Source organism: Acinetobacter sp. LipI_15 (assembly GCF_058242865.1).
Genome location: NZ_JBZAYN010000001.1, coordinates 2,699,033 through 2,721,782, shown reverse-complemented (window position 1 = coordinate 2,721,782; position 22,750 = coordinate 2,699,033). Strand labels below are relative to the sequence as shown.

The 22,750-nt window shown below is 41.9% G+C and carries 29 protein-coding genes; 9 read left to right on the top strand and 20 right to left on the bottom strand.

The window, feature by feature from the left end:
• The first annotated feature begins 65 nt into the window (after nt 1–65).
• Complete coding sequence (locus AC4CU0_RS12865) at nt 66–344, top strand: hypothetical protein (protein ID WP_067763775.1); 279 nt, start codon at nt 66–68, stop codon at nt 342–344.
• A gap of 69 nt (nt 345–413) precedes the next feature.
• Here the strand turns inward: AC4CU0_RS12865 and AC4CU0_RS12860 are convergent, their stop codons facing one another.
• From AC4CU0_RS12860 to AC4CU0_RS12840, 5 genes are all read right to left on the bottom strand, one after another.
• Entirely contained in the window at nt 414–641 is a 228-nt protein-coding gene (locus tag AC4CU0_RS12860) for a hypothetical protein (RefSeq protein WP_067763772.1), read from the bottom strand.
• A gap of 264 nt (nt 642–905) precedes the next feature.
• Nucleotides 906–2,624: a cation:proton antiporter gene (locus AC4CU0_RS12855; protein WP_490743269.1), complete on the bottom strand. Its 1,719-nt coding sequence runs from the start codon at nt 2,622–2,624 to the stop codon at nt 906–908.
• 141 nt (nt 2,625–2,765) lie between these two features.
• Nucleotides 2,766–2,921 carry a 50S ribosomal protein L33 gene (gene rpmG / locus AC4CU0_RS12850; RefSeq protein ID WP_001205031.1) on the bottom strand — a complete coding sequence of 52 codons (156 nt, stop codon included), beginning with the start codon at nt 2,919–2,921 and terminating at the stop codon, nt 2,766–2,768.
• 12 nt (nt 2,922–2,933) lie between these two features.
• Entirely contained in the window at nt 2,934–3,170 is a 237-nt protein-coding gene (gene rpmB, locus AC4CU0_RS12845; RefSeq protein WP_000048256.1) for a 50S ribosomal protein L28, read from the bottom strand.
• A gap of 162 nt (nt 3,171–3,332) precedes the next feature.
• A complete protein-coding gene (locus AC4CU0_RS12840; protein WP_180007171.1) occupies nt 3,333–4,781 on the bottom strand; it encodes a coniferyl aldehyde dehydrogenase in 1,449 nt (482 codons plus the stop codon).
• A gap of 116 nt (nt 4,782–4,897) precedes the next feature.
• Between AC4CU0_RS12840 and AC4CU0_RS12835 the strand changes: the two genes are divergently transcribed.
• The 5 genes from AC4CU0_RS12835 to AC4CU0_RS12815 all read left to right on the top strand — a co-directional run bounded on the left by AC4CU0_RS12835 (nt 4,898) and on the right by AC4CU0_RS12815 (nt 8,578).
• The gene (locus tag AC4CU0_RS12835; RefSeq protein ID WP_180004567.1) at nt 4,898–5,599 is read left to right on the top strand and encodes a TetR/AcrR family transcriptional regulator; all 702 of its coding nucleotides are present in this window, start codon (nt 4,898–4,900) and stop codon (nt 5,597–5,599) included.
• Nucleotides 5,600–5,678: 79 nt separating this feature from the next.
• A complete protein-coding gene (gene purU / locus AC4CU0_RS12830) occupies nt 5,679–6,545 on the top strand; it encodes a formyltetrahydrofolate deformylase (RefSeq protein WP_078192727.1) in 867 nt (288 codons plus the stop codon).
• Between the two features lie 210 nt (nt 6,546–6,755).
• Nucleotides 6,756–7,520 (top strand): TonB family protein, encoded by a 765-nt coding sequence (locus tag AC4CU0_RS12825; RefSeq protein ID WP_180171780.1) that lies wholly within the window; start codon nt 6,756–6,758, stop codon nt 7,518–7,520.
• Between the two features lie 30 nt (nt 7,521–7,550).
• Complete coding sequence (locus AC4CU0_RS12820; protein WP_078192725.1) at nt 7,551–8,174, top strand: MotA/TolQ/ExbB proton channel family protein; 624 nt, start codon at nt 7,551–7,553, stop codon at nt 8,172–8,174.
• Nucleotides 8,174–8,578: an ExbD/TolR family protein gene (locus AC4CU0_RS12815; RefSeq protein ID WP_078192724.1), complete on the top strand. Its 405-nt coding sequence runs from the start codon at nt 8,174–8,176 to the stop codon at nt 8,576–8,578. The genes AC4CU0_RS12820 and AC4CU0_RS12815 overlap by 1 nt, the downstream gene beginning before the upstream one ends.
• An 87-nt stretch (nt 8,579–8,665) precedes the next feature.
• Here AC4CU0_RS12815 and msrA read toward each other — a convergent pair whose 3' ends face one another.
• The 5 genes from msrA to thyA all read right to left on the bottom strand — a co-directional run bounded on the left by msrA (nt 8,666) and on the right by thyA (nt 12,445).
• Nucleotides 8,666–9,190, bottom strand: a complete 525-nt coding sequence (msrA, locus tag AC4CU0_RS12810) for a peptide-methionine (S)-S-oxide reductase MsrA (protein ID WP_180055634.1) — start codon at nt 9,188–9,190, stop codon at nt 8,666–8,668.
• 159 nt (nt 9,191–9,349) lie between these two features.
• The gene (locus tag AC4CU0_RS12805; protein WP_168377884.1) at nt 9,350–9,808 is read right to left on the bottom strand and encodes an META domain-containing protein; all 459 of its coding nucleotides are present in this window, start codon (nt 9,806–9,808) and stop codon (nt 9,350–9,352) included.
• An 84-nt stretch (nt 9,809–9,892) separates the two neighbouring features.
• Nucleotides 9,893–10,963, bottom strand: coding sequence for an Lnb N-terminal periplasmic domain-containing protein (locus tag AC4CU0_RS12800; protein ID WP_490743268.1), 1,071 nt, complete (start codon nt 10,961–10,963; stop codon nt 9,893–9,895).
• Between the two features lie 27 nt (nt 10,964–10,990).
• Nucleotides 10,991–11,503, bottom strand: a complete 513-nt coding sequence (locus AC4CU0_RS12795) for a dihydrofolate reductase (RefSeq protein ID WP_180010197.1) — start codon at nt 11,501–11,503, stop codon at nt 10,991–10,993.
• Nucleotides 11,504–11,602: 99 nt separating this feature from the next.
• Entirely contained in the window at nt 11,603–12,445 is an 843-nt protein-coding gene (gene thyA / locus AC4CU0_RS12790) for a thymidylate synthase (protein WP_078189681.1), read from the bottom strand.
• 560 nt (nt 12,446–13,005) lie between these two features.
• Here thyA and AC4CU0_RS12785 point away from each other — a divergent pair.
• Entirely contained in the window at nt 13,006–13,518 is a 513-nt protein-coding gene (locus tag AC4CU0_RS12785) for a peptidoglycan amidohydrolase family protein (RefSeq protein ID WP_180105481.1), read from the top strand.
• Between the two features lie 22 nt (nt 13,519–13,540).
• On the opposite strand, the gene AC4CU0_RS12780 is transcribed toward AC4CU0_RS12785, so the two are convergent.
• The 3 genes from AC4CU0_RS12780 to lgt all read right to left on the bottom strand — a co-directional run bounded on the left by AC4CU0_RS12780 (nt 13,541) and on the right by lgt (nt 15,271).
• Nucleotides 13,541–13,909 carry a hypothetical protein gene (locus AC4CU0_RS12780; RefSeq protein WP_490743267.1) on the bottom strand — a complete coding sequence of 123 codons (369 nt, stop codon included), beginning with the start codon at nt 13,907–13,909 and terminating at the stop codon, nt 13,541–13,543.
• Nucleotides 13,910–14,302 (bottom strand): hypothetical protein, encoded by a 393-nt coding sequence (locus tag AC4CU0_RS12775; RefSeq protein WP_490743266.1) that lies wholly within the window; start codon nt 14,300–14,302, stop codon nt 13,910–13,912.
• Nucleotides 14,303–14,458: 156 nt separating this feature from the next.
• Nucleotides 14,459–15,271 carry a prolipoprotein diacylglyceryl transferase gene (gene lgt / locus AC4CU0_RS12770; RefSeq protein ID WP_078189677.1) on the bottom strand — a complete coding sequence of 271 codons (813 nt, stop codon included), beginning with the start codon at nt 15,269–15,271 and terminating at the stop codon, nt 14,459–14,461.
• Between the two features lie 93 nt (nt 15,272–15,364).
• On the opposite strand from lgt, the gene AC4CU0_RS12765 reads away from it, so the two are divergent.
• Nucleotides 15,365–16,144, top strand: a complete 780-nt coding sequence (locus AC4CU0_RS12765; RefSeq protein WP_490743265.1) for an NRDE family protein — start codon at nt 15,365–15,367, stop codon at nt 16,142–16,144.
• Nucleotides 16,145–16,184: 40 nt separating this feature from the next.
• Here AC4CU0_RS12765 and AC4CU0_RS12760 read toward each other — a convergent pair whose 3' ends face one another.
• The 4 genes from AC4CU0_RS12760 to tatA form a co-directional block, all read right to left on the bottom strand.
• A complete protein-coding gene (locus AC4CU0_RS12760) occupies nt 16,185–18,401 on the bottom strand; it encodes a PhoX family protein (RefSeq protein ID WP_168377877.1) in 2,217 nt (738 codons plus the stop codon).
• 221 nt (nt 18,402–18,622) lie between these two features.
• Nucleotides 18,623–19,393, bottom strand: coding sequence for a twin-arginine translocase subunit TatC (gene tatC, locus AC4CU0_RS12755; protein ID WP_490743264.1), 771 nt, complete (start codon nt 19,391–19,393; stop codon nt 18,623–18,625).
• The gene (tatB, locus tag AC4CU0_RS12750) at nt 19,390–19,866 is read right to left on the bottom strand and encodes a Sec-independent protein translocase protein TatB (RefSeq protein WP_347269506.1); all 477 of its coding nucleotides are present in this window, start codon (nt 19,864–19,866) and stop codon (nt 19,390–19,392) included. The genes tatC and tatB overlap by 4 nt, the downstream gene beginning before the upstream one ends.
• Before the next feature lie 12 nt (nt 19,867–19,878).
• Entirely contained in the window at nt 19,879–20,100 is a 222-nt protein-coding gene (gene tatA / locus AC4CU0_RS12745; protein WP_078189673.1) for a Sec-independent protein translocase subunit TatA, read from the bottom strand.
• A gap of 141 nt (nt 20,101–20,241) precedes the next feature.
• Here tatA and AC4CU0_RS12740 point away from each other — a divergent pair, with 141 nt between their 5' ends.
• Nucleotides 20,242–21,123: an AEC family transporter gene (locus tag AC4CU0_RS12740; protein ID WP_490743510.1), complete on the top strand. Its 882-nt coding sequence runs from the start codon at nt 20,242–20,244 to the stop codon at nt 21,121–21,123.
• Nucleotides 21,124–21,159: 36 nt separating this feature from the next.
• Here AC4CU0_RS12740 and AC4CU0_RS12735 read toward each other — a convergent pair whose 3' ends face one another.
• The 3 genes from AC4CU0_RS12735 to AC4CU0_RS12725 all read right to left on the bottom strand — a co-directional run bounded on the left by AC4CU0_RS12735 (nt 21,160) and on the right by AC4CU0_RS12725 (nt 22,659).
• The gene (locus tag AC4CU0_RS12735) at nt 21,160–21,453 is read right to left on the bottom strand and encodes a hypothetical protein (protein WP_490743263.1); all 294 of its coding nucleotides are present in this window, start codon (nt 21,451–21,453) and stop codon (nt 21,160–21,162) included.
• Between the two features lie 65 nt (nt 21,454–21,518).
• Nucleotides 21,519–22,142 (bottom strand): RdgB/HAM1 family non-canonical purine NTP pyrophosphatase, encoded by a 624-nt coding sequence (rdgB, locus tag AC4CU0_RS12730; protein WP_180065187.1) that lies wholly within the window; start codon nt 22,140–22,142, stop codon nt 21,519–21,521.
• A 76-nt stretch (nt 22,143–22,218) separates the two neighbouring features.
• On the bottom strand, nt 22,219–22,659 hold the full coding sequence (locus AC4CU0_RS12725) for a hypothetical protein (protein WP_168377872.1): 441 nt from the start codon (nt 22,657–22,659) through the stop codon (nt 22,219–22,221).
• Nucleotides 22,660–22,750: the final 91 nt, after the last annotated feature.

Below are 22,750 nucleotides of genomic sequence, written 5' to 3'. Positions count from 1 at the left end.
TATAAGATGATCTAGGTAATGCAAAGCGCTCATGCCTTTGTCACCATGTGGTACATGGAGGATGTATGTCGATAGAACAATTGAAAGAGTTATTTGGAAATCAGGAAGCGATTCTTGAATTGGTCCAATTAGAAGGTGGTGAGCTGGCATTACGTAATGCAGGCTCTGAAAGTGAACCTTTGGTAACTATTCAGTTTAATGAAGAATTACGCTCGATTTTGGGTGAGCAAATGAATGTGATCGCCCAGCAAATGATTCAGGCCGCGCTTTATGGCTTGCTGGAAAAGCAAGTTGATGAATGGCATGCTGAAGTGGTGGATGAAAAGCCTAAATATATGAGCTGAATGTATATAAAGAAACGCACCCATCGGTGCGTTTTTTATTGTTTATTTAACCCTAAGTAAGTCATGGATTTAAGTCGGTGAAATCGTCATTGAACCTAAAAATACGATAAAAATACCGATCAGCTGTAAGAAGAATGGATTTTTTGCATCAGACCAATACAGGATAAGAAATACAATTGATATTGGATAAAAGAGTAAACAGCCTATTCCCCATAAAATACTTGTTCTAAATGCGGCAATTAAAAATCCAATGGCACCGATAAAAATAATGGCAAAGCCTAAATACATCAGGAACATCTTATTTACTCAATTTGATTTTTTAAGTTCAGTTTTAGAGATGCTATAACACTGCTTGAGGCAGCTTATTTAGTCATCATCTTATCGTATTTTTATCCTGTATAAAATTAAAACTACTATTAAAATTCAAATCGTTATATCTGTTTAAGAAGTTTATCTTTGTTCAATGTTGATAAAAATGAAGAAGGGGACACAATGCTGTATCGCCTTCTCAGGTTTTTATGTTTCGAACATTCATGCACGAATATGCAAAATTATTGAATGTTAATGTGTTGGTGTTTGATGGTGTGCAATTTGAATTTGGTTCAAAATATGATTGCTCATATTTTTGGCCATTTCTTCTTTGGCGTAGTACACCTCACCAATATTTTCACGGCGAATCACTTCGGCTTCTTCTTTACTTTCTGCACAAACGAGTACTTGAATCGAAGGGTTAAGTGTTTTCGCAATATCCACAATTTTATGAATATCTAAAATATCCATCGGTGAAATGACCAACAGGCGAGCATGTTGGATATGAGCTTGGATCAATACACCAGGTTCCGTTGCTACACCTGAAACAGCTGCAATACCTTTTTCACGCAGATTTTCAACGATTTCACGGTTCTCTTCGGCTATGACTACTTTAATGTCTTCATTCATGAGTGCACGTGTGATACGACGACCGACTTCACCATGACCAATCAACACCACTTGATCGCGTAGGTAGTCTTGTGAAACCTCATCTGGCAGCATCGCTAATGGGTCACCACTACGTTCCAGTAAACGAGCCAAATTCGAGCGCTCACGAATCAGTTTTTGCACAGGCTCAATAGCAGAAAATATAAACGAGTTTAGGGTAATTGAAATTAATGCACCGGCTAAAATTAAATTTTGTCCTTCAAGTGACAGTAAATTTAACGAAACACCGAGTGTTGCTAGAATAAAAGAGAATTCCCCAATTTGCGCCAAACTTGCGCCTACGGTTAGGGCAGTATTGATTGGATAGCGGAAGAACAATACCAACGCCATTGCAGCAATAGTCTTACCAATCATGATGATGGCAACAACTGCCAATACGTGTAAGGGCTGTTCAACTAAGATTCGTGGGTCAAAGAGCATACCCACCGAAACAAAAAACAAGATGGAGAAAATTTCACGCAAAGGTAGGGTTTCTTCTTCAGCGCGGTGGCTGAAATCAGACTCTTTTACCACCATACCTGCGAAGAATGCGCCTAGCGCCATGGATACGCCAAAAACTTTGTAAGCACCAAATGCGATTGATACAGCCGCCGCAACAACAGTAAGCGTGAATAATTCGCGAGAACCTAAACGCGCCACGACTTGCATAATCATTGGGACGAGGCGTTTGCCAATAATGAGCATGAAGGCAATAAAGCCTGCGACTTTAAGTAATGTAATGCCTAGGGTGAGCCAAATATTTTCATCTGAGCCGCCTTCAGTTAGTGGCTGGCCACCTAACAGAACGGCTGTTGCTGGCAATAAAACCAATACGAGAACCATTACAAGGTCTTCGACCAAGAGCCAACCTACGGCAATTTTACCGTTTACTGAGTTGAGTAAACCACGGTCGCCTAGGGCTTTGAGTAGAACTACAGTACTCGCACAGGACAGGCTTAAGCCGAAGACCAATGCTGACCCCATACTCCAGCCCCAAAGCATGGAAATTCCCATACCGAGTAAGGTCGCCACTGCAATTTGTAAAATGGCGCCCGGGAGGGCAATACGACGGACTTGCATCAAATCATTGAGTGAAAAGTGCATACCCACGCCAAACATCAGGAACATGACACCGAGTTCGGCCAGCTGGTTAGCGAGATGGATATCGCCAACTACCCCAGGTGTGTTTGGGCTAATAATAATACCGGCAATTAGATAGCCGATGAGGGGAGGAAGTCGCAGGCGTGCAGCAATATAGCCAAAAATTAAGGCAAAACCAAAGCCAACAGCAAGTAATATTATGAGTTCTACATCATGAGGCACTAAAAACTCCTTAAGCCTAAGTTAAGGGTAAAAAAGACAAGCACAAAAAGTGCCAAAAAGCATTTTGAAAGTTTAGCAATTCGAATAAAAAAAATGCAAAAAAAACGACCTAAGCAGGTCGTTTTTTTCAAAAAACTAAAATTATTTGATTTTAGCTTCTTTGAAGATTACGTGTTGACGGATTTTTGGATCAAATTTTTTGATTTCCATTTTTTCCGGCATAGTACGTTTGTTCTTAGTGGTAGTGTAGAAATAACCTGTACCAGCAGAAGAAACTAGGCGAATTTTATCACGCATGTTCGTAGCTCCTTAGATCTTTTGACCTTGAGCACGTAGGTCAGCAACAACCTTTTCGATGCCCAATTTGTCGATAATACGCATACCTTTAGTAGTTAGACGAAGACGTACGAAACGTTTTTCGCTTTCTAACCAAAAACGGTGGTGATGCAGGTTCGGCTCGAACCGGCGTTTAGTTTTGTTGTTGGCGTGTGAGACGTTGTTACCAACGACTGGACGCTTGCCGGTAACTTGGCAAACCTTAGACATGGTGTAACTCCATTGATTTAGCCAACAGCAAATCTGTATGGCCAGTCAAAAAAAACATTGAATTCATTCAAGGGGCGTTTTATATCAAAAATGCGCTTAAAAGACAAGCGATTTTGCATAAAACGAACGATCACCTAGTGTGATCGTTCATGCCTTGATCGTTTATCGAAGAAGTGTCTTCGAAATCAGTTTGTGGATCGGCTTATTGAACGGTGGAAGAATGAATTTCAAACTATAGAGTTTTGGATTCGACATCACCGAGCGTTCATGCGACAAACTGAAGAAACCTTCTGGACCATGATATTTCCCCATACCCGAAGCCCCCACACCGCCAAACGGCAGGTCATCTTGAGCAACATGGGTTAATACCGTGTTTTGTCCGAAATGTCCTGAATGGGTACGTGTTGCGACATAGTCGGCACGTGCCTGATCAAAGTCGAAATAGTATAAAGCAAGTGGACGAGGACGGCTATTAATAAAAGCAATAACCTCGTCAATTTGATCATATTCCATGATCGGAAGGATCGGACCGAAGATTTCATGCTGCATAATTTGCATGTCTGGAGTAACGCCCGTTAAAACAGTAGGTGCAATTTTACGTACAGCATCCACATCTTCATTTTGTGGGTTAAAACTGATGATTTGTGCGCCTTGATCACGTGCATCTTCTAAATAACCTTGTAGGCGGTTGTACTGCTTGTCATTAATAATCGAGGTGTAGTCCTGATTTTGGGCAATACTTGGGTACATGGCTTCAACGCACACTTTATAGTGATCTAAAAATTCAGCTGTTTTACCACGAGGTAAGAACACATAGTCAGGTGCAACACAAGTTTGACCTGCATTCCAAAGTTTACCAACCGCAAGACGCTGTGCGACATCTGCAAGGTCAATAGACGGATGAACCAATACAGGTGACTTTCCGCCTAATTCTAAAATCACCGGAACTAAGTTTTCAGACGCTGCCGCCATGACGGTTTTACCGACATTGGTCGAGCCAGTAAAAATCATTTTGTCGAAGGCAAGGTGACTAAACGCATCTGAAATTGGGCCACCACCGTTGACGACTGCGACCAATTCTTGAGGAAATGCTTCTGCGAGAGCTTTTTCTAGCACATCACCGAATGCCGCAGAGGCACTCGAAATTTTGATCATGGCATGGTTGCCCGCAGCCAAAGCACAAATCAGTGGGCCTATAGAAAGAAGCAGTGGGTAGTTCCATGGCGTAATAATGCCGACGACACCAAGCGGTTGATATTGCACCCATGCTTTTGCAGGTTGGTGAATAATTCCGACATGGCGTTTGGATGGTTTCATCCAGTCTGTCAAATGCTTGCTATAATATTTAATGTGCTCAAGACATGTGAGTAACTCACCAATCTTGGTTTCACCGATAGAACGGTTACCATAGTCTTGATTAATTGCATCAGCAAATTGATCTTGATACTTAACTAAGATACGCTTAAGCCGAGCCAAACGGTCAATACGTTCCTTCGCTGTAGGCAATGGGTAACGTAAATACGCTTGTTTCTGCTGTTCCAACATATTGTTGAGATGCTGGTGATCAAAAGAATGTGGTGTCATTGAAGTTGTTTTTGTCTGACTATTCATGTCGCACGACCATATCCAAATTAGCGATTAATTAATTTTTAGAGTAAATACTCTAAATAGTCAAGTTACTTTATGTGTTAGTGTTCTAATGCTTTGAAATAAATGGTTGTTTTAGGATGTCTCACACCAAAACCTTAAAAACGAAAGAACGTATTTTGCAGCTGAGTTTGCAGTTGTTTAATGAGCGTAGCGAGCGTTCAGTGACAACCAATCATATTGCTGCTGAACTGGGAATGAGCCCAGGTAACTTGTATTACCATTTCCGAAATAAAAGTGAAATTATTAAGGAATTAATGGAGCAATATCAGCATGAAACGCTAGAAATGTTAGCGCTTCCTGATGATCGTCAGCTTGATGCCAATGATAAAATTCGCTATTTCCAAGTGTTAAGTAGCCAATTATGGGCTTATCGCTTTTTACATCGTGATGTTTATCACTTGGTCGAAAATAATGAAGATTTCCGCAAAATGTATCCACGTTTTGCCGGTCAAGTTATGCAACAAGGGCAGAAAATTTATCGTGCCTTTGTTGACGCAGGCTTAATGCAGATGACTGATTCTGAAATTGAGGCCTTAACCATTAACTTGTGGATCGTGCTGACCAACTGGACCAACTTCCTTTATATGTCGGGCCATATTACTGACTCCAACACTTTGGAAGAAAAGTGGGTGTGGCAAGCACTGCGACAAATGGTGTTCTTAGAAGGCGCATATCTACGTGGTGAAAGCCGTGAAACCTATGAGCGATTGCTCGAAACTTTAGGGCCGTCGGACTTATTTGCAAGTCTTTCAAACGTAAAGCATCAGGTTACTGAATAAGACTATTTAGTCTGGCTTTAAAAAGCGTTAGAATACTCGGCTATTTTTTCAATTTAACTGATTAGTGATATAAACCAACATGAATATGTCGACCGCTAACACAGCACGCTTACTCATTACCTGTGAAGATAAACCAGGGATTGTGCAAGCTGTATCGAGCTTTTTGTATCATCAGGGAGCAAATATTACCGCACTTGATCAATACGCGACTGAAGCTCAAGGGGGGCGATACTTCATGCGTGTTGAGTTCGAATTGGACAATTTACAAAGCCGTAAAGAAAGTCTAACTCAAACATTTGCGAGCAATGTTGCTGAGCGTTACAACATGCACTGGCGTTTAGCTTTAGTCAGTGATGTGAAGAAAGTCGGTATCTTGGTGTCTAAAGTAGACCATGCATTGCTTGAACTGTTGTGGCGTCATGCACGTGGTGGTTTGCCATGTGAAATCACTAAAGTCGTGTCTAACCACGATGCTTTACGTGAATCTGTAGAAAATTTCGGTATTCCGTTTGAAGTGGTTCCTGTGAACAAAGAAAATAAACGTGAAGCTTATGAGCAAATTGATCAATTGATGCAAGGCAATGATTTATTGGTTCTTGCTCGTTATATGCAAATTTTAGACGAAGAATTTGTTCAAAAATGGGAAATGAAAGTGATCAACATTCACCATTCATTCCTCCCAGCCTTTGTTGGTGCGAACCCATATAAGCAAGCGCATGAAAAAGGCGTGAAACTGATTGGTGCAACAGCGCACTATGTGACTGCTGATCTTGACCAAGGTCCGATTATTGAGCAAGACGTAGAGCGTGTAAGCCACGACTTTACCGTTGAACAATTGCGTGAGTTAGGTCAGGACGTAGAGCGTAATGTACTCGCACGTGCAGTCAAATGGCATCTTGAAGATCGTATTATTGTCGATGGTAATAAAACTGTTGTATTTCAATAAAACGAGATGATTTTTTGAATAAAAGGGCATACTTTAGGTATGCCTTTTTTATATTATGATTAAAAAAAGTCATTAAAACTGACGAATTAATAGTTGCAAATGAAAACACTTCTCATTTATTATTGCCGTACTTTAATTGTGCTAACCGATGAGCATGATTGTATTTTTGACAAAATAAATGCAATCGCTTCTTCAAGGTAACTGAGTTTAATGAGTCAATCTCCCGCTCCAATGATGCAATCACCTAACCCGATGAAAAAGAAAATCATTACTGCGCTTCTCGCTGTTGTGGTAGGGCATATGGGAGTATTGTGGGCGGTCAGCAATATGAAAGCACCAGAACTTAAACCGATTGAAAAAGATCCGATTAAAGTTCGCTTTGTGAAGATTGTTGAAGAGAAAAAACCAGAACCTCCGAAGCCAAAACCAGAACCAAAGAAAGAGCCACCAAAGCCAAAAGAAGTTAAAATTGTAGATAAGCCTTTACCACCCCCACCGAAGAAAGTGGAAAAAGTGGAACAGGTGAAAAAGAAAGATGCGCCGAAACCAACTGTTGAAGCGGTCAAAAACGTACCACCAACACCTGTTGTTTCAACTGTTGTTTCTGAAACGAAAGTCGTTCGTGTTGAACCAACACCACCGGCACCTGTTGCACCACCACCTGCGCCTCCAGCACCACCTGCACCACCGACGCCTAAATCAGTCAGTATTGGTAATGGTGTCAGTTGGATTAAGAAACCGAATGTTCAATTTGAAGATGGTGAATTAAAAGCGTCGTGTACAGTTGAAGTTGCGATTGCAGCAAGTGCTGAAGGTAAAGTCGAATCAGCAACGATTAAAAACTCGACTTGTGGCGCTGCTGTGAACCGTAAAGTGACTGCAGCAGTGAAGCGTGCGCGTTTATCCAAATATATTGATAATGGTGTCGCAACTCCGACGCGAGTTGATCAACCATTTAACTTTAAACTTAATTAAGATTCCGGCTAACCCATTAGGAGTTCGAATATGAACTTTTCAGTTTATTGGCAACATGCAGATGCAGTCAGCAAAACACTGTATTTCGTGTTACTTGCAATGTCGATTGCGACTTGGACGATCTTCGTTCTTCGTATTATGGGCACACGTCAGCTCAAACAAGTGGCGTATAACCACCTTGCAGATGCACTAAGCAAACTGAAAGCGAAATTTGCTCCTTTGGCTTTTGAACAACGTAAGGCTGTGGCAGAACAAGCATTACTACGTCAAATTTCGGTAGAAAAAGCTAATGCTGAAAAAGGCGTATCTGTATTGGGTACGATTGCTTCAATTGCACCGTTCGTAGGTTTGTTCGGTACAGTATGGGGTATTTTCCATGCCCTTGTAGCAGTGGGTAAAAGCGGTCAAGCGGGTTTAGCGCAAGTGGCAACTCCAGTCGGTGAAGCTTTGATCATGACCGGTCTTGGTTTGGCTGTGGCGATTCCTGCGGTATTGGCTTATAACATTTGTGTTCGTTTTAACCGTACACTGTCGAATGAATTGCAAGATCAAGCGCATGGTTTATTGATTGATACTATGTTGCAACAAGAATCTGCAGCGAAGAAAGAAGACGTGAAAACTGCACAGCAAAGTTTAGCTGGAGGTCAAGCTTAATGGCTTTTCAATTGGGTGAAGACAACGATGCTGGCATGAATGAGATGAACCTCATTCCGCTCATCGATATTATGTTGGTATTGATGATCATCTTCTTGGTGACTGCGACTGTTGCCAACCCATCAATTCCATTAACCTTGCCACAAACGACTGCAGAAGTGATTGATCTGCCAACTGAAAGCGTAACCATCAGCATTAACTCAGCGGGTGATATCGCTTGGAATGGTGATATTGTCACGCTCGAAGATTTAGAAAGTCGTCTAAATACAGCTGGTCAGCAAGAACGTAAACCTGCATTGGTCTTAAAAGCCGATAAAGAATCACGTTATGACACAGTTGCGCAAGTGATGTCGCGTGCGAGTGGAGCCGGACTCAGCGATATCGCCTTTGCCAGTGATAACTAAGCACTGAGTAAAGATAGCTAAAAAAAAGCGACTGAAATGTCGCTTTTTTTATGTCTCTATTTTGAAAATAGATGCTGTTTAATTAGATCACTCAGATTTGAGTAGGTCTTGAAATTTGCTACGTAATTTCATGAGTTTAGGTGGTATTGAGAAATTACAATAGCCTTGGTTTGGGTTACGCGCAAAGAAGTTCTGATGATATTCTTCGGCAGGGTAGAAGGTCGGCATTGGACTCAGTTCAGTCACGATATTGATGCCTTCTGCTTTTAACTCTTCAATACGTTGTTCAGCGAGCTGCTTTTGTGATTCGTCCTGATAGAAAATCACAGAGCGATACTGTGTGCCGACATCATTGCCTTGACGGTTCAGCGTGGTTGGATCGTGGGTTGCGAAAAATACATCCAGCAATTGGCTAAAACTGATTTGGCTGTCATCAAAATTGATTTGGATGACTTCTGCATGTTGGGTATTTCCCTCACAGATTTGCTCATAGCTTGGATGCTGAGTAATTCCCCCTGCATAACCACTGACAACTGTTTGCACGCCCTGAAGTTGTAGAAAAACTGCTTCTACACACCAAAAGCATCCACCACCAAATACCGCTTGTTGCATAGTGAAATCCTATCTTGTTCCCTGATGTTTAATATGGGGTTATAGCTAAAAACTGCAATGTGCGTCTGTATATTAATCACAAGTTTATGTGCATTAAATGTCTCTGGCATGACTGAACAATGAATAAAAAAGTCTGCCGAAGCAGACTTTTAAAATGATTTAACGCGGTTGAACGGCGCTTTCATATTGAATTAATAAATTGCCATGACGGTCTAGCAATTTCAAGGTTTTTCCAAAAACTTGATAATGCGTTACCTTTTCGAGTGCTGCATGGTACTGTCGGTCTAGCCCATTGTTATTGAGACAAGCCATTTGTGTCGCTGCAATCGGGCCAAACGTTATAGTGTCTTTGCCGGCGTTATAGCCGCCCATTATACGATTACAGCCGTCTGCACCTGAGACACGTTTTGAAGCCGCATCGAATTGAATGCTTGGAATATTATGCGCATTGGGTGCTGTTTTAATTGGGGTATTGCCAATCTGAGTGGCAATCCAAGTACGATTTTGTAATAGGTTTAAATTTTCAGTTATGGTGTTGTCTTGTGCAGGCATGCTTTCACAGCCTGTCACCACTAAAGTTGAAACCAAAGTTGCAGCAACAAATATTTGTTTTAGCATCGGAATTTCCCCGTGGAAGCATTTCAATTATCTAAGCAAATATCGCACAGATAAGCTAGCCATATTTGTATCAATATTTAAGAATTACAATTGATTGGCGCTTGGATTGGACTGTGAATGCGGCAAACCTTGTCGGATTAACTTCGAATATTGTTCACTGCTCAGTTGTTTAATTTGAGAGACGCGGGGGTTAACATGGGCTTTTTGATACCATGTTTTCATATCCCAATTTTGGTCTATGGCATGAAGGTCATGTAAATAATTCGGCAAATAACCCGATGCGAATAAGCGGTAATCGGTTGGAAGCTGATGTTTGGAAACCGCTTGAATCATGTCAAACACCAGTGTTGTACAATTACTGGTGAGCGTGTTGTACCATTTAGGTTGAGTCTGCAGTTCATCAGCTTTATGGAGATATTCTACAAACAGCGCCTGCATTTCAGATTTTGGCATGTTTACGGGGAAGAAATAAACCTGTTCTCCGCGTGTATTGCTGCGGGTATAGATGATATCTTTTTCATCAGATGCAATAAGGCTCAGTTCATATTTACGGAAAAAACCACCAATCGCAGAGAATTCTTCATTTTTCTCTTTGCGAATTTCAATCGAAAACGTCAGCGGTGGTCGGTCAGCAAAATCAAAACTGACCAGTGTATGTGCAATTTGCGGCCCCATCCAATACGAGGTAATGATGTTGACGCCATTGATTTGACTTAGGTCATATTGGCGGGTTTCCCAACGCGGGGTATAGCTGCCATCGGCATGCCAGTCGAAATTACGCACATTGTGTAAGGTGACCAGATTGCCTTGCTTTTCATAATGCAGAATTTCTGCCACTTCAGGATTCCATTCACGATCTTGACGCGCTTCCATGCCAAAATACCAAAATAGACCACAGATAAAGCCCACAATATAAATCAAGACATCTTTACGACGGCTAAAAAAGTGTTGGGTAATATAGATGCCTAAAATGCTCAGGGCAAAAGCAATCCAGATCCCAATGATAATGCGGCTGCCTAACCAGCCTGCCGGTTGCTGTATCCACAGGGCAGCACAAAGCCAAATCGAAGAACAGAGGACAAACACACTAAATAGGGCATGAAGAATACTTCGCCCTATTTTTTTGAACATTGCTTGTTGGTCACTCTGTTGCATATTTTTCTTTTAGCTTAAGATTTTTCTTTATTTTCGGTAAGTTGCGAACTCAAAAGCAATCCCAGTTTTGTCGTCGATATGTTGTTCTGACGCCACTTTTTGAAAGTCCGCAGGAATTTCAGGATAATGCGCATCACCTTGAACATCCAGTTCAACATGCGTGAGTTCTAAACGGTCTGCGATGCCGATGGTTTGCTTAAAAATTTCACCACCACCAATAATAAACAAGCTCGTTGGTTTTTCGGAACTTGCGACATCAGCAACTGCTTGCGTTAACGCCTCATCGATACTATATGCGACTTTAGTACCTTCAAATGACCAAGTGTTATCTCGTGTAATTACCCAATTGACACGCTTCGGAAGGGTACGTCCCATAGACTCTAAGGTTTTGCGTCCCATGACCACCACACCGCCTTGGGTGATGGCTTTAAAGTGCTGTAAATCGGCAGAAATATGCCACGGCAAATCATTACCTTTACCAATGCAGCGCTGCTGATCCATAGCGACAACGTGCACGATTTCTAAATTTTGAAATGCCATAGTTTGAACTCAAATAGCCGAATTATTTGTCGTCTATTAGAATGCAAAATCCCGCTTGAGGTAAAGCGGGATTTTGCTTTTCACTTGGGATTTCTGAAATTAAACCGCAACAGGGGCTTTAATCGCAGGATGTGATTCATAACCTACGATTTCAATATCTTCAAATTTAAAATCGAAAAGATCGGTAATTTCAGGATTGAGTTTTAATTGGCACAGACCCATTGGTTCACGTGTCAATTGCAACTGCGCTTGTTCGAAATGGTTGGCATATAAATGTGTATCCCCACCGGTCCAAACGAAGTCGCCTACACCTAGACCACAAACTTGCGCAATCATGTGTGTTAACAGGGCATAGCTGGCAATGTTAAACGGCACACCCAAAAAAACGTCAGCACTGCGTTGATATAATTGGCAGGATAATTTTCCGTTTTGGACAAAAAATTGGAACAAGGTATGGCATGGTGGCAATGCAACATTACCTGCCTCATTTGGGTTCCAACCAGACACGATTAGACGACGAGAGTTAGGATTGGTTTTGATTTCATTGACCAACCATTTAATTTGGTCAAAACCATCTTGTTCATATAGGCCATCGGCTTTTTTGGTTGCACCGAAATTACGCCATTGATGACCGTAAACAGGACCTAATTCGCCAGCAGGACGACCAAAACGCGCAGTTTGTTCTGCTGTAGACCATTCATCCCAAATGGAAACTTTATTGTCTTGCAAATATTGAACATTGGTATCGCCTTTAAGGAACCACAACAGTTCAATCACGATAGAGCGGAAATGAACTTTTTTGGTGGTGAGTAAAGGGAAACCTTGAGAAAGATCGAAGCGCATTTGATGACCAAATACAGAACGTGTTCCCGTACCCGTACGGTCGCCCTTGTCGCCGCCGTTGTCGAGAATGTGTTGTAAAAGGTCTAAATACTGGCGCATGTCTCTCTCATAATTTGCTAAATTTCTTGTGGCACATATTAGCTTGTTTTGCGTGAGGAAGAAACTGCGATGGGCGCTTGAATATGGTCAGGTTTAAAAAATCCAAAACATACGGTGTTCATTTGGTGATGACCAAATTTTGCAGGCAACAAGCGCTGAGTTACCTGAACTGAAGACGTCTATTTATAACAACTACATCAAGTGTTAACGAGACAATATGTCTGCTAAATCAAACATGAGCTTAGAAAACTTAAGCTCTATTGTTTACATATTAAGCGATGCTTCATCCGCAGCGTTGAAAAAAATACAGATAAGTTTGATTAAAAAATAAACGTGATTTTTCTCATTGTGAAGAGATGATTTTGGGCTATTATTTCTGAATAAGAGTTTGATATCAAAAATAAATATATTTGAATTAAAAATAGACGGTCGTATTTAAATGTGAAGATTTGTTTAAGAAATCTTACATTTTTTACATGAAAAAACATGATTTACGCGGTACTATCACCCTCGTTAAAATTTTTGAATGCCTAAATACAGGCGGGAGTGTGGGTTAAAGAATGGCTTATGATCACAATGTAAACTTGAGTGAAGTGCATGCTCCAGTTCAGGCAAATATCATAATTCGTTCTCAGGCGAGTAAAAATACGGGCAAGTCCAATAGCACTCAAAAAGCAGCAACTAAAAATGTGGTATCCCGCAATGGTCAGCGTATCGATATCGATCGTTTGACTGGATTTTTACAAGGCATTACCCGCCAAAGCAGTACTCAGAAATGTGCCCGCAGTGTTCGTCTAGCACTTGAGTCCGCAGGGGCACGTTTTAACGGTCACCCCGTTGCCGCAGCAGACTGGGGCAGCACATTACAAAAAATTGGTTATCAAAAAATTAATTTAGCGTTTGATCGTCCTAAGAAAGGCGATATCTATATTATCGACCGCAATCAAAGTAGCCGTTATGGTCATATCGCAGCATATTCAGGTAAGGATTGGGTGTCTGATTATCGTCAAGCGGGTTATGCGGTCTATCGAACTCCAAATGTGAAATATAGCTATTATCGCTTAGCAGATTAACAGCCCGTGGCTGAATAAAAGGTTAGTCTTCAAATCTTTTTGCACGCTGACTGTAGATCGAGACAATAAATAATCCAATTGCAGTAAAGCCCACACATTGCAGCGCTAAAATCCAGCGTTGCTCATCGGGTAGAAAATAAATTAAGCACACTAAACATAAAATTGGCAAAGTAGCCAAACCGCATTTTAATGACGGAGACAGTGTTTTTAGTTTGTCTTGTCTGAGCTTATAAAGCAGATCAATCATCAAACCAATCGCTAAACTTATGCCCGCAAAGCGGGGATCAAGTTGTTTTTGTTCTGCACATAGAAAAATTAGCACGCAGGTACTGATACAAATGATGAGCTTGATTTGTCGGTTACAGCGCTCAGAGTACCAAAACGTCAGCATTTAAACTTTACCTTCGGATGAAGTTTTCTCGTTTTTATTCAGCAGTGAAATCGGGGAGAGCAGGCAGATCGCCAAAGCCATAAAGCCAATGCCTTGAGCACCCGGAATCAGAATTTCACCCTTATTCATGTTGATAAAAACCAATGCCAACAGCAGTGCAATCGGTATCCACGTCAATAAACGATAGAGCAAACCAGTTGGGTTTTTTGCTGCAAAATGAATCTTGCAATAACGACAAATCAGGAAAATCACGCCTGTACCCATGAACATGAGAATGGCTTGAAGTGTTAAGGGTTCCATCCAATACAGAGCACCTGTCAGTATGGTCATCGCAATAAAAAACAGGATTTTTTTAAGTACAGAAATGCTGGGGTTAAACCAAAATTCAAGCATGGATCGATAGTTTAAAAATAAGCTGAATAAACTTTAGCACAGATCAGTTGTCTAATTCAGTCACTTCATGTGCAGTAAATGCGTATGAAGGAATAAATTTCAGCGCATAAAAAAGCGAGGCTTAAACCTCGCTTGCTTAAAGACAATTATCAAATATTAATGATTTTTTTGTGGACCCCAGTCATAGATTTTTTTCTGGTAGGCATACCACATCATCCATAGTCCAATCAGAATCATCGGAACTGTCAGGAACTGACCTTTACTCATCCATCCGATGAACAGTTGACCATTGTCCGGCTCACGGAAGAATTCAACGGTGAAGCGTGCGATTCCATATCCGATGAGGAACAGGGCTGAAACGGCATAACGTGGGCGAGGTTTTGAACTAAACCACCACAGCACGATAAACAGAATTAAACCTTCACAGAGTGCTTGATAGAGTTGCGACGGATGGCGCACCAACTGAAGTGGATCGGTCGGGAAGATCATGCCGAAAGCAAAATTAGGATCGGTCACTGCACGACCATACAGTTCGCCACCAATAAAGTTACCAATACGACCAAACATCAAGCCTGTCGGAACGCAGGGTGCAATAAAGTCGAGGGTCTGGAACCAGGTCATTTTATATTTCTTGCACCACAGTAACATGGCAATCATGACCCCAAGGAAACCGCCATGGAAGCTCATGCCACCTGTCCAAACTTGGAATAGCCACAGTGGGTTGGCAAGGAATTGATCGAAACCATAAAAGAAGACATAGCCAAAGCGTCCACCAATCACGACACCCAATGCACCGTAGAAAATCAGGTCAGAGACCATTTCTGCGTTCCAGCCGTCACGTTGTTTTGCACGGTAGGTTGCCAAGCCCCATGCAAATAAAAAGGCCAATAAATACATCAGACCATACCAGTGAACTTGTAGTGGCCCCAGTGATATCGCCACAGGGTCGATATTTGGATATGTCAGCATTGCTGTTCCTTGTCATTATGTTTTGCACAGATTTTAGCTGAATGTGCTGAAAAATGTTGTACATTCAATGTGTAAAGATATTGAGAGTTGAATATGTGCATTGTGGCTTTTGCTTGGCAGGTCTTGGATGACATGCCACTCTGCCTGATTTCGAATCGTGATGAGTTTTATCATCGACCGACGGCAGGCCTAAAGCAATGGGTAGATAGTCCGATTATTGCAGGGCAGGACTTACAGTCTGGTGGAACATGGATGGGGATAACCGCTCAAGGGCGTTGGGCGATTGTCACCAATTTTCGTGATGGTCGTGATCAGACTGCATATCCCACTTCACGTGGCGCTTTGATTCAGCAATTTTTAGAATCTGAGCAAACGCCCATTCGGTTTGCACAAGCACTTGAGCAAATCCAATGTAATTATGCCGGCTTTAATTTATTCGTTGGCGACGCTACTCAAGCCGTTTATATGAGTAATCGCGGCGAAGCACCACAAGTCTTAGCCAAAGGGGTGTATGTCACATCCAATGGTTTAATGACTGAACATTGGGAAAAGACCCGACATTTACGTAAACGTTTCACGCAAGAATTTTTGCCGATGCTACAAAGCCAGCAACCACAGGCGGACATAGATGTCGCTGCGTGGGATATTTTGGAAGATGAACGTAAAATCATTCCAGCATTGTTACCCAATACTGGGATTCAGGCAGAGATGGAACATTTGCTGTCTTCAACCTTTATTCAAAGTCCAGTGTATGGCACCCGCTGTTCAAATTTATTATGTATGCGGGATTCACAGTGGCATTGGCAGGAAAAACAGCAGCAGGGTGAGCAACAAGGACAGATCACCCAGATAGAAGTGCATTTAAAGCCATAAAAAAAGCCGACGATTCGTCGGCTTTTTTTTTAGAGATGTCTTATGCGGTTTTTTGCGTTGGCTGAGCTTGTTCTACCGCTTCGCCAGCAATCACACCACCATCTTTACGGGTGATGACTACGGTCGCTGAGCGAGGACGTGAAGTCGCTGCTGCATTGGTTTGTGATGCAGGCCAGTGGCTGGTCGGCTCAGTATAGGATACTGAATCTTCACCGGGATGTTGCACATTGATAAAAATCGCTTTGTAGTCAGGTGTCATCGTCACACCTGTGATTTCACACTCTTTTGGTCCAGTCAGGAAGCGACGTAAGTTTTCATCATTCAGTTTTGCACCCACAATGGTTTCTTGACCCGATGATGTCGTGGCTTTTGTGCCATCACCGACTTGACCTGGTAGCGCAGCAAGCATCATACAGTTGGTGGTATCGGTATAAGCACCGTCATCGGTTTGAATCCATAACACACCACGTGGGTCGAACCACATCCCATCAGGTGATGACAAGTCATTATTGTCATTTAAACCAGATAAGTTAATGTTGCTCGCCATTTTTGCTTCAGCACCAAACAGGTAAATATCCCAAGTAAAGCTGAGAGCTGTGGTTGTATCACCATCTTCACGGAAACGGATAATATGACCGTTGACGTTGCCTTTACCACCTTCAGGGTCGGTGTAGTTACGTGGGTTGGCAGCATCTAGTGCATGCGTCGTACCACGGTTCGAGTTATTGGTGAGGGTCACATAGACTTCACCATTGTCTGGATGTACAGCGACCCATTCAGGACGGTCCATTTTGGTAGCACCGACAGCATCTGCGGCAAGACGTGCGAAGGTCAGAACATCTGCTTGTGAGCTAAAAGGATACACGCTGTTGCTTTGGTTTAAACCATTGACGTTATAGCTCAATTCAATCCATTGACCTTTGCCGTCATTGTTAAATTTGGCGACGTATAACTTACCGTTGTTCATGTATTTGTCGCCCGCGGCATAGCCACCGTTGACATCTTTTTTATTCCATTTTTGGTCTGATACAAATTTATAGATGTATTCACCGCGCGAGTCATCGCCCATGTAAAACGCAAGGTTGTCATCTTCACGTAAGCGACTTGCACGGCAGTCTTCATGTGCAAAGCGACCCAGTGCTGTACGTTTTACGGGGTTTTCACGACGGTCAAATGGGTCGATTTCGACAATCCAACCAAAGGTGTTTGGACCATTACGATAATCTTCTGCTGCCTGAGTACCGGTAACATTCGCTGACCAACGGTCATATAAATCTTGTGACTCATTACTTCCAATCGCCGTTTCCCAACCATAGCGTGAGTTTGCACCCGCTTTTAGGCCATAACGGTTGAGTGCCACAATTTCAGCAGGACTACGTTTGGCATCATCTGCTTTCGCACGAGCGAAGTAACCAATGAAGTTTTCTTCTGTCGTCAGGTAAGTGCCCCAAGGGGTATAACCATTACCACAGTTGTTGTGTGTACCACGGGTTTGTTGACCATTGGCTGAAAACTTCGTACTGACTAAGCTTGAGCCTGCAACAGGGCCTTTAAAGTCCATTACGGTCGATGCGGTAATACGACGGTTAAATGGAGAGTTTTGTACCAGTTTAACGGCTTGAGTCTTGCTGTCTTTTTCAATTTGAATCACAGAAACACCGTGTGCATTGACTTCACGGATAACTTCATCTTCAGGGCGACGGCCATCTACTTTGGTTGGGCCTTGTGGGTGTAAGAAGGTTGGATTGATGTATTCATGGTTCATCACCAACAAACCTTGGTCAGACTGTTTGGCATCATAACGTCCAGAGGTGATATTTAAACCAAAGAAGCTCATACCGTCATGGCAGTCACCAGAGCGGAATTGGAAGCTCGGGCCAGAAGGAACATTGTTATCATCCCATGCTGGGTATGCAGGGTTAATCGAGTCACCCATCGCATATAGCACATGCGCTTGATAGCCTTCAGGAACAGTCACAATATCTTCTAAATTCTTTTTCACTGGTGTGAAATTGAACTTGGTCGGTTTTTGATTTGGATCAGTAACTGGTGGTTTGGTATTGCTATTTGAACCTGAGTCATTGTCATCATTACACCCCGTTAATGAAGATGCCAATGCAAGTGCGACTGCACCACTCGCAGTCTTGGTAATCAAGCTACGACGGCTGATGCGCTGTTCTAAAATGTCACGAAAATGAAGGTTATCCGAAGTGTTGTTATCAAGTTCTTGATCTTCGTTATATGGCATGTTTGTCATGAATTTAAATCCTGGCAAAGGTGTGCTGGGTAAAAGTTGATCACATAAAACTATCGATAAAATATGACAATGCTTTGAAGCTAATGTTGCAAACTGATGAAATAGGCGTTTAGATTTCCCTGCATGTAAATTGCAAAACATTAAATGGGTGCATAAAAAAAAGAGGCTATCTCAGCCTCTTAGGTGTAAAACTCACCAAAATTGTCGAAAAATAAGTTTGTTTAAGGTGCAGATGCACGTCGTTTTTCAATCAGCTTGCCAAAGAACAAACCCAGCTCGAACAGCATCCACATGGGAATGGCCAGCATGATCATCGAAAGCGCATCGGGTGGCGTGGCAAACATGGCGACAAAAAAACAGCCGACGATAATAAAACGACGCTTCTCTACCAAGGTTTGAGTAGATACCACCCCGATCAAAATCAAAATTAATGTGATGATAGGAATTTCAAAGGTCAGCCCAAACACTAAAAAAAGCTTTAAGCAGAAACTTAAATAACTATTGATGTCCGTCATTGGAGCGACTGTTTCAGGGGAAACACTCATAAAAAAATGCAGGATGGATGGTAGGGCAACCCAATAGGCAAATGCAATTCCGGCATAGAAGAGGACGATACTGCCGAATAATAAGGGCATCGCCAAATGCCGCTCTTTTTTATACAGTGCAGGTTTGATGAAGGCCCAAAGTTGATAAATCACGAAAGGCATCGCGAGCATAAGCGCGACAAAGAAATTCAACTTGAACGGCGCCATAAAGGTGGCGGTCACATCCGTTGCGATCATGGATGAGGTCATCGGTAACTGCGCACGCAGTGGCTCTGACATCAATTGATAGCTTTGATTGGCAAAGGGTAGTAAACAAAAGAACAGAATCAAAATAAGTCCTGTAATTTTGATCAAATGCCGACGCAAAATCACCAAATGTTTGGTGATCGGCATTTCTTCCAAATCAGGCACAGTGTTCTGTGAATTATTTAGTGAAAGATCTGTCATACGGCCACCTGATATTCTGCTAATGCATCGGTCGAGCTTAATGCAGCAGATTGATCTGTTTTAATTTCGTGCTTTATTTTCATTTGGGGTGTAACCATGGCAAAGATCGTGCTCTGACCACGTTCGATGTATTGATAACGTGGGGATAAATTTTTATTGTCAGGTAGGACGGCTTCTTGTTGTTTTTGCGCAGTCTGTTCTATGGGATGTTGCGTTTGTTGCAATTCATTCATCTGCGCCTGCATACGCGCTTCGAGCTGTTGAATACGTTGCATTTCTTTTTGCATTTCTTCACGAAGTTCGGACATGCGAAGTTCACGGTCAATATCTGTTTGCACGTTACTGATCAGTCGTTTAACTTTCCCGTACCATTTACCTGCAAAGCGGATACCTTCAGGCAGTTTTTCTGGGCCGAGTACGATCAGCGCAATAATGCTGAACACCAGTAATTCGCTAATACCAATATTAAGCATTATGACAACCCCTTAGCTTTGAACTGAGGAGTTGGTTTTATTTTGAGCTTCATGCTCTAGCGTGCGAGGCTCATTAAGCTGTGTATTTGCTGCGTCTTCATCACGCATCGATTTTTTGAAATCTTTGACCGCGCCGCCGACATCTTTGCCCAAGTTTTTTAGTTTTGATGTACCAAAGAGTAAAATCACCACAATTGCAAAAATCAGTACATGCCAAATCGATAGTCCAGCCATCTTGTTATCCTCTTGTTGGTCTGCACAACATTTCAGCAGTTGTAGATGACAGTGAAGTGACCAAGATGTTGCAGTTTAAAGACAGCCGCGAAGCTTATGTTCAGTGTTACTATGCTTGGATTGAGCAGTGAGGGTGGTGTAGTGGCGTTTCTTCTTCCGATATTGGGTTTTTTAAGTGGCCTCGGATTGGCATCTTTATCAGGAACCGCATCGCTCAAATCGATTTTCTCTAGCTTACTTGCACGCTGTTTTATTCCAGCCGTGATCATCTACAACATGGTGTTCTATCAAGCAGGCAGTTTAGCGCTCATGCTCTTTAGCTTTAGTGTTGCCGTGCTGATGTTTTATTTATTTCGCTGGCTATTAAAAGATAGTTTACGTGCCTTGTGTGTCAGTTATTTGAACTTGGCTTGGCTGGGTTTTCCTTTTGCCTTAGCACTGTTTGGCCCTGAAATTAGTGCAGCGATGGTGGCTCTGTATGTCGGTGGCTCTATCTTTGGCAATATGTGGGCCGTGACAGCCGTCAGTTCAGCCCAACTCCCATGGTCGAGCGTGATTCAAAAAGTGGCGATGTCACCGCCTGTATTTGCCTTGATGATTGCAGGTGTCTGTCGAATAGTTGGACTGCAGCATTTAGAAGAACATCAGATCTTAGATTGGCTGTATCAGGCTGCAAAAATTGGAATGAGTTTCACAGGGATGTGCGTCTTAGGCATGTGGCTGCGCCAAACTAAGGTACAGTGGCATGATCTGATTAACAGTAGTCGTATTTATGCGATGAAACTCACCGTTGGCGCGGTGATCTGTAGTTTGAGTTATGCCTTTCTTCCAATTCCCCAGATCGAGAAATATATTGGGGTGATGTTTATGCTCTTTTGCTTACCCCCTGCAGCGAATATTGTGGCTTTAGAAACGCATTATCAAGGAACAGGCACTTCGGCGCGTTATATTGCTTCAGGCACGATTATGAGCTGCATCGTCGTCAGTTTTTATGGGTTAATTTTGCATCTTTTTTCGCTTTAAAATGAAAAGTGAATTATAGATGCCCGTAAAGGGCGACTACTTGAGCTGTTTACGAATCTGCCAATCACGCACGAGGGCGTATATCATCGCGATACCTATCAGGCCTGGAAATCCAATTTGACCTTGCGACAGATTAAGCATGATCGACAGCACGATCACCACTGCAAAAATAACGTAAGTGGTACGAAAGCCTGAGGTGAGCGGGTAGGTTAGTTGCGCATGGCAATGAGGGCAGCTTATTTTTTGAAAACCAAGAAAAGAGCGTGTTGGGATTTCAGTTGAAGTGTGATGGCAAGCGTTGCATATGATCTGTATCGGTTGAATTTCCATAATTATTCTATTTTTATTCAGGGATTAGAGTTAATCTTTGGCATTAAGATTAACTCCAATGCAAATTATTTCAAACTTGCTTTAAATAATTTCATCGCCTGACCACGATGGCTGATTTTATTTTTTTCTTCTTTTGATAATTCAGCACTAGAAACATTCAGTTCTGGCAGCCAAAACAGTGGGTCATAGCCAAAGCCATTTTCACCACGTGCTGCTTCCATCACTTCACCGCGCCAAATCCCTTGGAAAATTTGTGGGAGTGGGTCTTCTGCATGTTGGACCAAAGCCAAGACACATACAAACATCCCTTCGATGGCTTCACCCTCTTTGCGGAGCGGTTTGAGGTCAGCAAGCAACTTGGCATTGTTAGCGGCATCATTGCCATGTTCACCTGCATAGCGCGCAGAGTAAATCCCTGGTGCGCCACCGAGTACAGGAACGCAAATGCCAGAATCATCTGCAATGGCTGGCTTGCCTGAAATTTTCGATGCGTGACGCGCTTTAATAATGGCATTTTCAACAAAGCTTAGGCCGTCTTCGATGGCATCTTCTATGTTCAATTGACCTTGAGGAATCACTTCAACAGGAAGATTAAGCTCGGCAAACATTTTTTCAAATTCTGCAATTTTACCTTTGTTGTTGCTCGCCAGAACCAAAGTGCCTTGAGATAACCAATTAGATGAAGCCATGCAGAATCGCTCTTTATGTTGAATATTGAAAAGTATTTTAACGGATTTAACGTATCTGGTTGAAGTTAAATGTGCTTTAGACTCCTATTACTGTAATACCATCAATTTTGTTGATTTGAATGTTTTTTAAAAATCCAATGACTTGGTTAATCATAGTGATTACTTTAGTTTTATATTTAGGGAATTTCTTCCTAAAATTTTTTGTTTCTTTTTTAAAGAGAAGCTGAACATTATCTTTATAAGTTAAAATTTTTTTTTCATTTAGATAGTTTTTATAATGATTCAGCCTTTCAATAATTGTAGTGATTTTTTCAGGATAAACATAAGTTGGTCCCCAGTGTGACCAAGGGCTTTCATGTTCAAAGAAGAATTTTTCGATAAGTGAAAAAGCGAGTTCATCAATAACGATAGAGTTTTGCAAGTTTGGATTTTGATCAAGGTTAAAAGGAATAATCTGTATGTTTAATCCAGAATAATATCCACTTGAATATTGAATGACTTCAAAATTTATTTTCATGTATTGCCCTTATAATTTTAAAAATATGGGTTATTTTAGAAGTATATATTTAATAAAAAAGCACCCGAAGGTGCTTTTTAAGATTCAAAAA

Excerpts from the sequence above, each read along its gene's own strand:
- thyA (WP_078189681.1), bottom strand. The coding sequence starts at position 12,445 with ATGCGCCAGTATTTAGACCTTTTACAACACATTCTCGACAACGGCGGC.
- AC4CU0_RS12865 (WP_067763775.1), top strand. The coding sequence starts at position 66 with ATGTCGATAGAACAATTGAAAGAGTTATTTGGAAATCAGGAAGCGATT.
- rdgB (WP_180065187.1), bottom strand. The coding sequence starts at position 22,142 with ATGGCTTCATCTAATTGGTTATCTCAAGGCACTTTGGTTCTGGCGAGC.
- rpmB (WP_000048256.1), bottom strand. The coding sequence starts at position 3,170 with ATGTCTAAGGTTTGCCAAGTTACCGGCAAGCGTCCAGTCGTTGGTAAC.
- purU (WP_078192727.1), top strand. The coding sequence starts at position 5,679 with ATGAATATGTCGACCGCTAACACAGCACGCTTACTCATTACCTGTGAA.
- rpmG (WP_001205031.1), bottom strand. The coding sequence starts at position 2,921 with ATGCGTGATAAAATTCGCCTAGTTTCTTCTGCTGGTACAGGTTATTTC.
- AC4CU0_RS12800 (WP_490743268.1), bottom strand. The coding sequence starts at position 10,963 with ATGCAACAGAGTGACCAACAAGCAATGTTCAAAAAAATAGGGCGAAGT.
- AC4CU0_RS12780 (WP_490743267.1), bottom strand. The coding sequence starts at position 13,909 with ATGCTGACGTTTTGGTACTCTGAGCGCTGTAACCGACAAATCAAGCTC.
- AC4CU0_RS12860 (WP_067763772.1), bottom strand. The coding sequence starts at position 641 with ATGTTCCTGATGTATTTAGGCTTTGCCATTATTTTTATCGGTGCCATT.
- tatB (WP_347269506.1), bottom strand. The coding sequence starts at position 19,866 with ATGCTTAATATTGGTATTAGCGAATTACTGGTGTTCAGCATTATTGCG.
- AC4CU0_RS12765 (WP_490743265.1), top strand. The coding sequence starts at position 15,365 with ATGTGCATTGTGGCTTTTGCTTGGCAGGTCTTGGATGACATGCCACTC.
- AC4CU0_RS12795 (WP_180010197.1), bottom strand. The coding sequence starts at position 11,503 with ATGGCATTTCAAAATTTAGAAATCGTGCACGTTGTCGCTATGGATCAG.
- AC4CU0_RS12835 (WP_180004567.1), top strand. The coding sequence starts at position 4,898 with ATGTCTCACACCAAAACCTTAAAAACGAAAGAACGTATTTTGCAGCTG.
- msrA (WP_180055634.1), bottom strand. The coding sequence starts at position 9,190 with ATGCAACAAGCGGTATTTGGTGGTGGATGCTTTTGGTGTGTAGAAGCA.
- tatA (WP_078189673.1), bottom strand. The coding sequence starts at position 20,100 with ATGGCTGGACTATCGATTTGGCATGTACTGATTTTTGCAATTGTGGTG.
- AC4CU0_RS12820 (WP_078192725.1), top strand. The coding sequence starts at position 7,551 with ATGAACTTTTCAGTTTATTGGCAACATGCAGATGCAGTCAGCAAAACA.
- AC4CU0_RS12785 (WP_180105481.1), top strand. The coding sequence starts at position 13,006 with ATGGCTTATGATCACAATGTAAACTTGAGTGAAGTGCATGCTCCAGTT.
- AC4CU0_RS12840 (WP_180007171.1), bottom strand. The coding sequence starts at position 4,781 with ATGAATAGTCAGACAAAAACAACTTCAATGACACCACATTCTTTTGAT.
- AC4CU0_RS12825 (WP_180171780.1), top strand. The coding sequence starts at position 6,756 with ATGAGTCAATCTCCCGCTCCAATGATGCAATCACCTAACCCGATGAAA.
- AC4CU0_RS12725 (WP_168377872.1), bottom strand. The coding sequence starts at position 22,659 with ATGAAAATAAATTTTGAAGTCATTCAATATTCAAGTGGATATTATTCT.
- tatC (WP_490743264.1), bottom strand. The coding sequence starts at position 19,393 with ATGACAGATCTTTCACTAAATAATTCACAGAACACTGTGCCTGATTTG.
- AC4CU0_RS12805 (WP_168377884.1), bottom strand. The coding sequence starts at position 9,808 with ATGCTAAAACAAATATTTGTTGCTGCAACTTTGGTTTCAACTTTAGTG.
- AC4CU0_RS12760 (WP_168377877.1), bottom strand. The coding sequence starts at position 18,401 with ATGACAAACATGCCATATAACGAAGATCAAGAACTTGATAACAACACT.
- AC4CU0_RS12815 (WP_078192724.1), top strand. The coding sequence starts at position 8,174 with ATGGCTTTTCAATTGGGTGAAGACAACGATGCTGGCATGAATGAGATG.
- AC4CU0_RS12775 (WP_490743266.1), bottom strand. The coding sequence starts at position 14,302 with ATGCTTGAATTTTGGTTTAACCCCAGCATTTCTGTACTTAAAAAAATC.
- AC4CU0_RS12735 (WP_490743263.1), bottom strand. The coding sequence starts at position 21,453 with ATGGAAATTCAACCGATACAGATCATATGCAACGCTTGCCATCACACT.
- lgt (WP_078189677.1), bottom strand. The coding sequence starts at position 15,271 with ATGCTGACATATCCAAATATCGACCCTGTGGCGATATCACTGGGGCCA.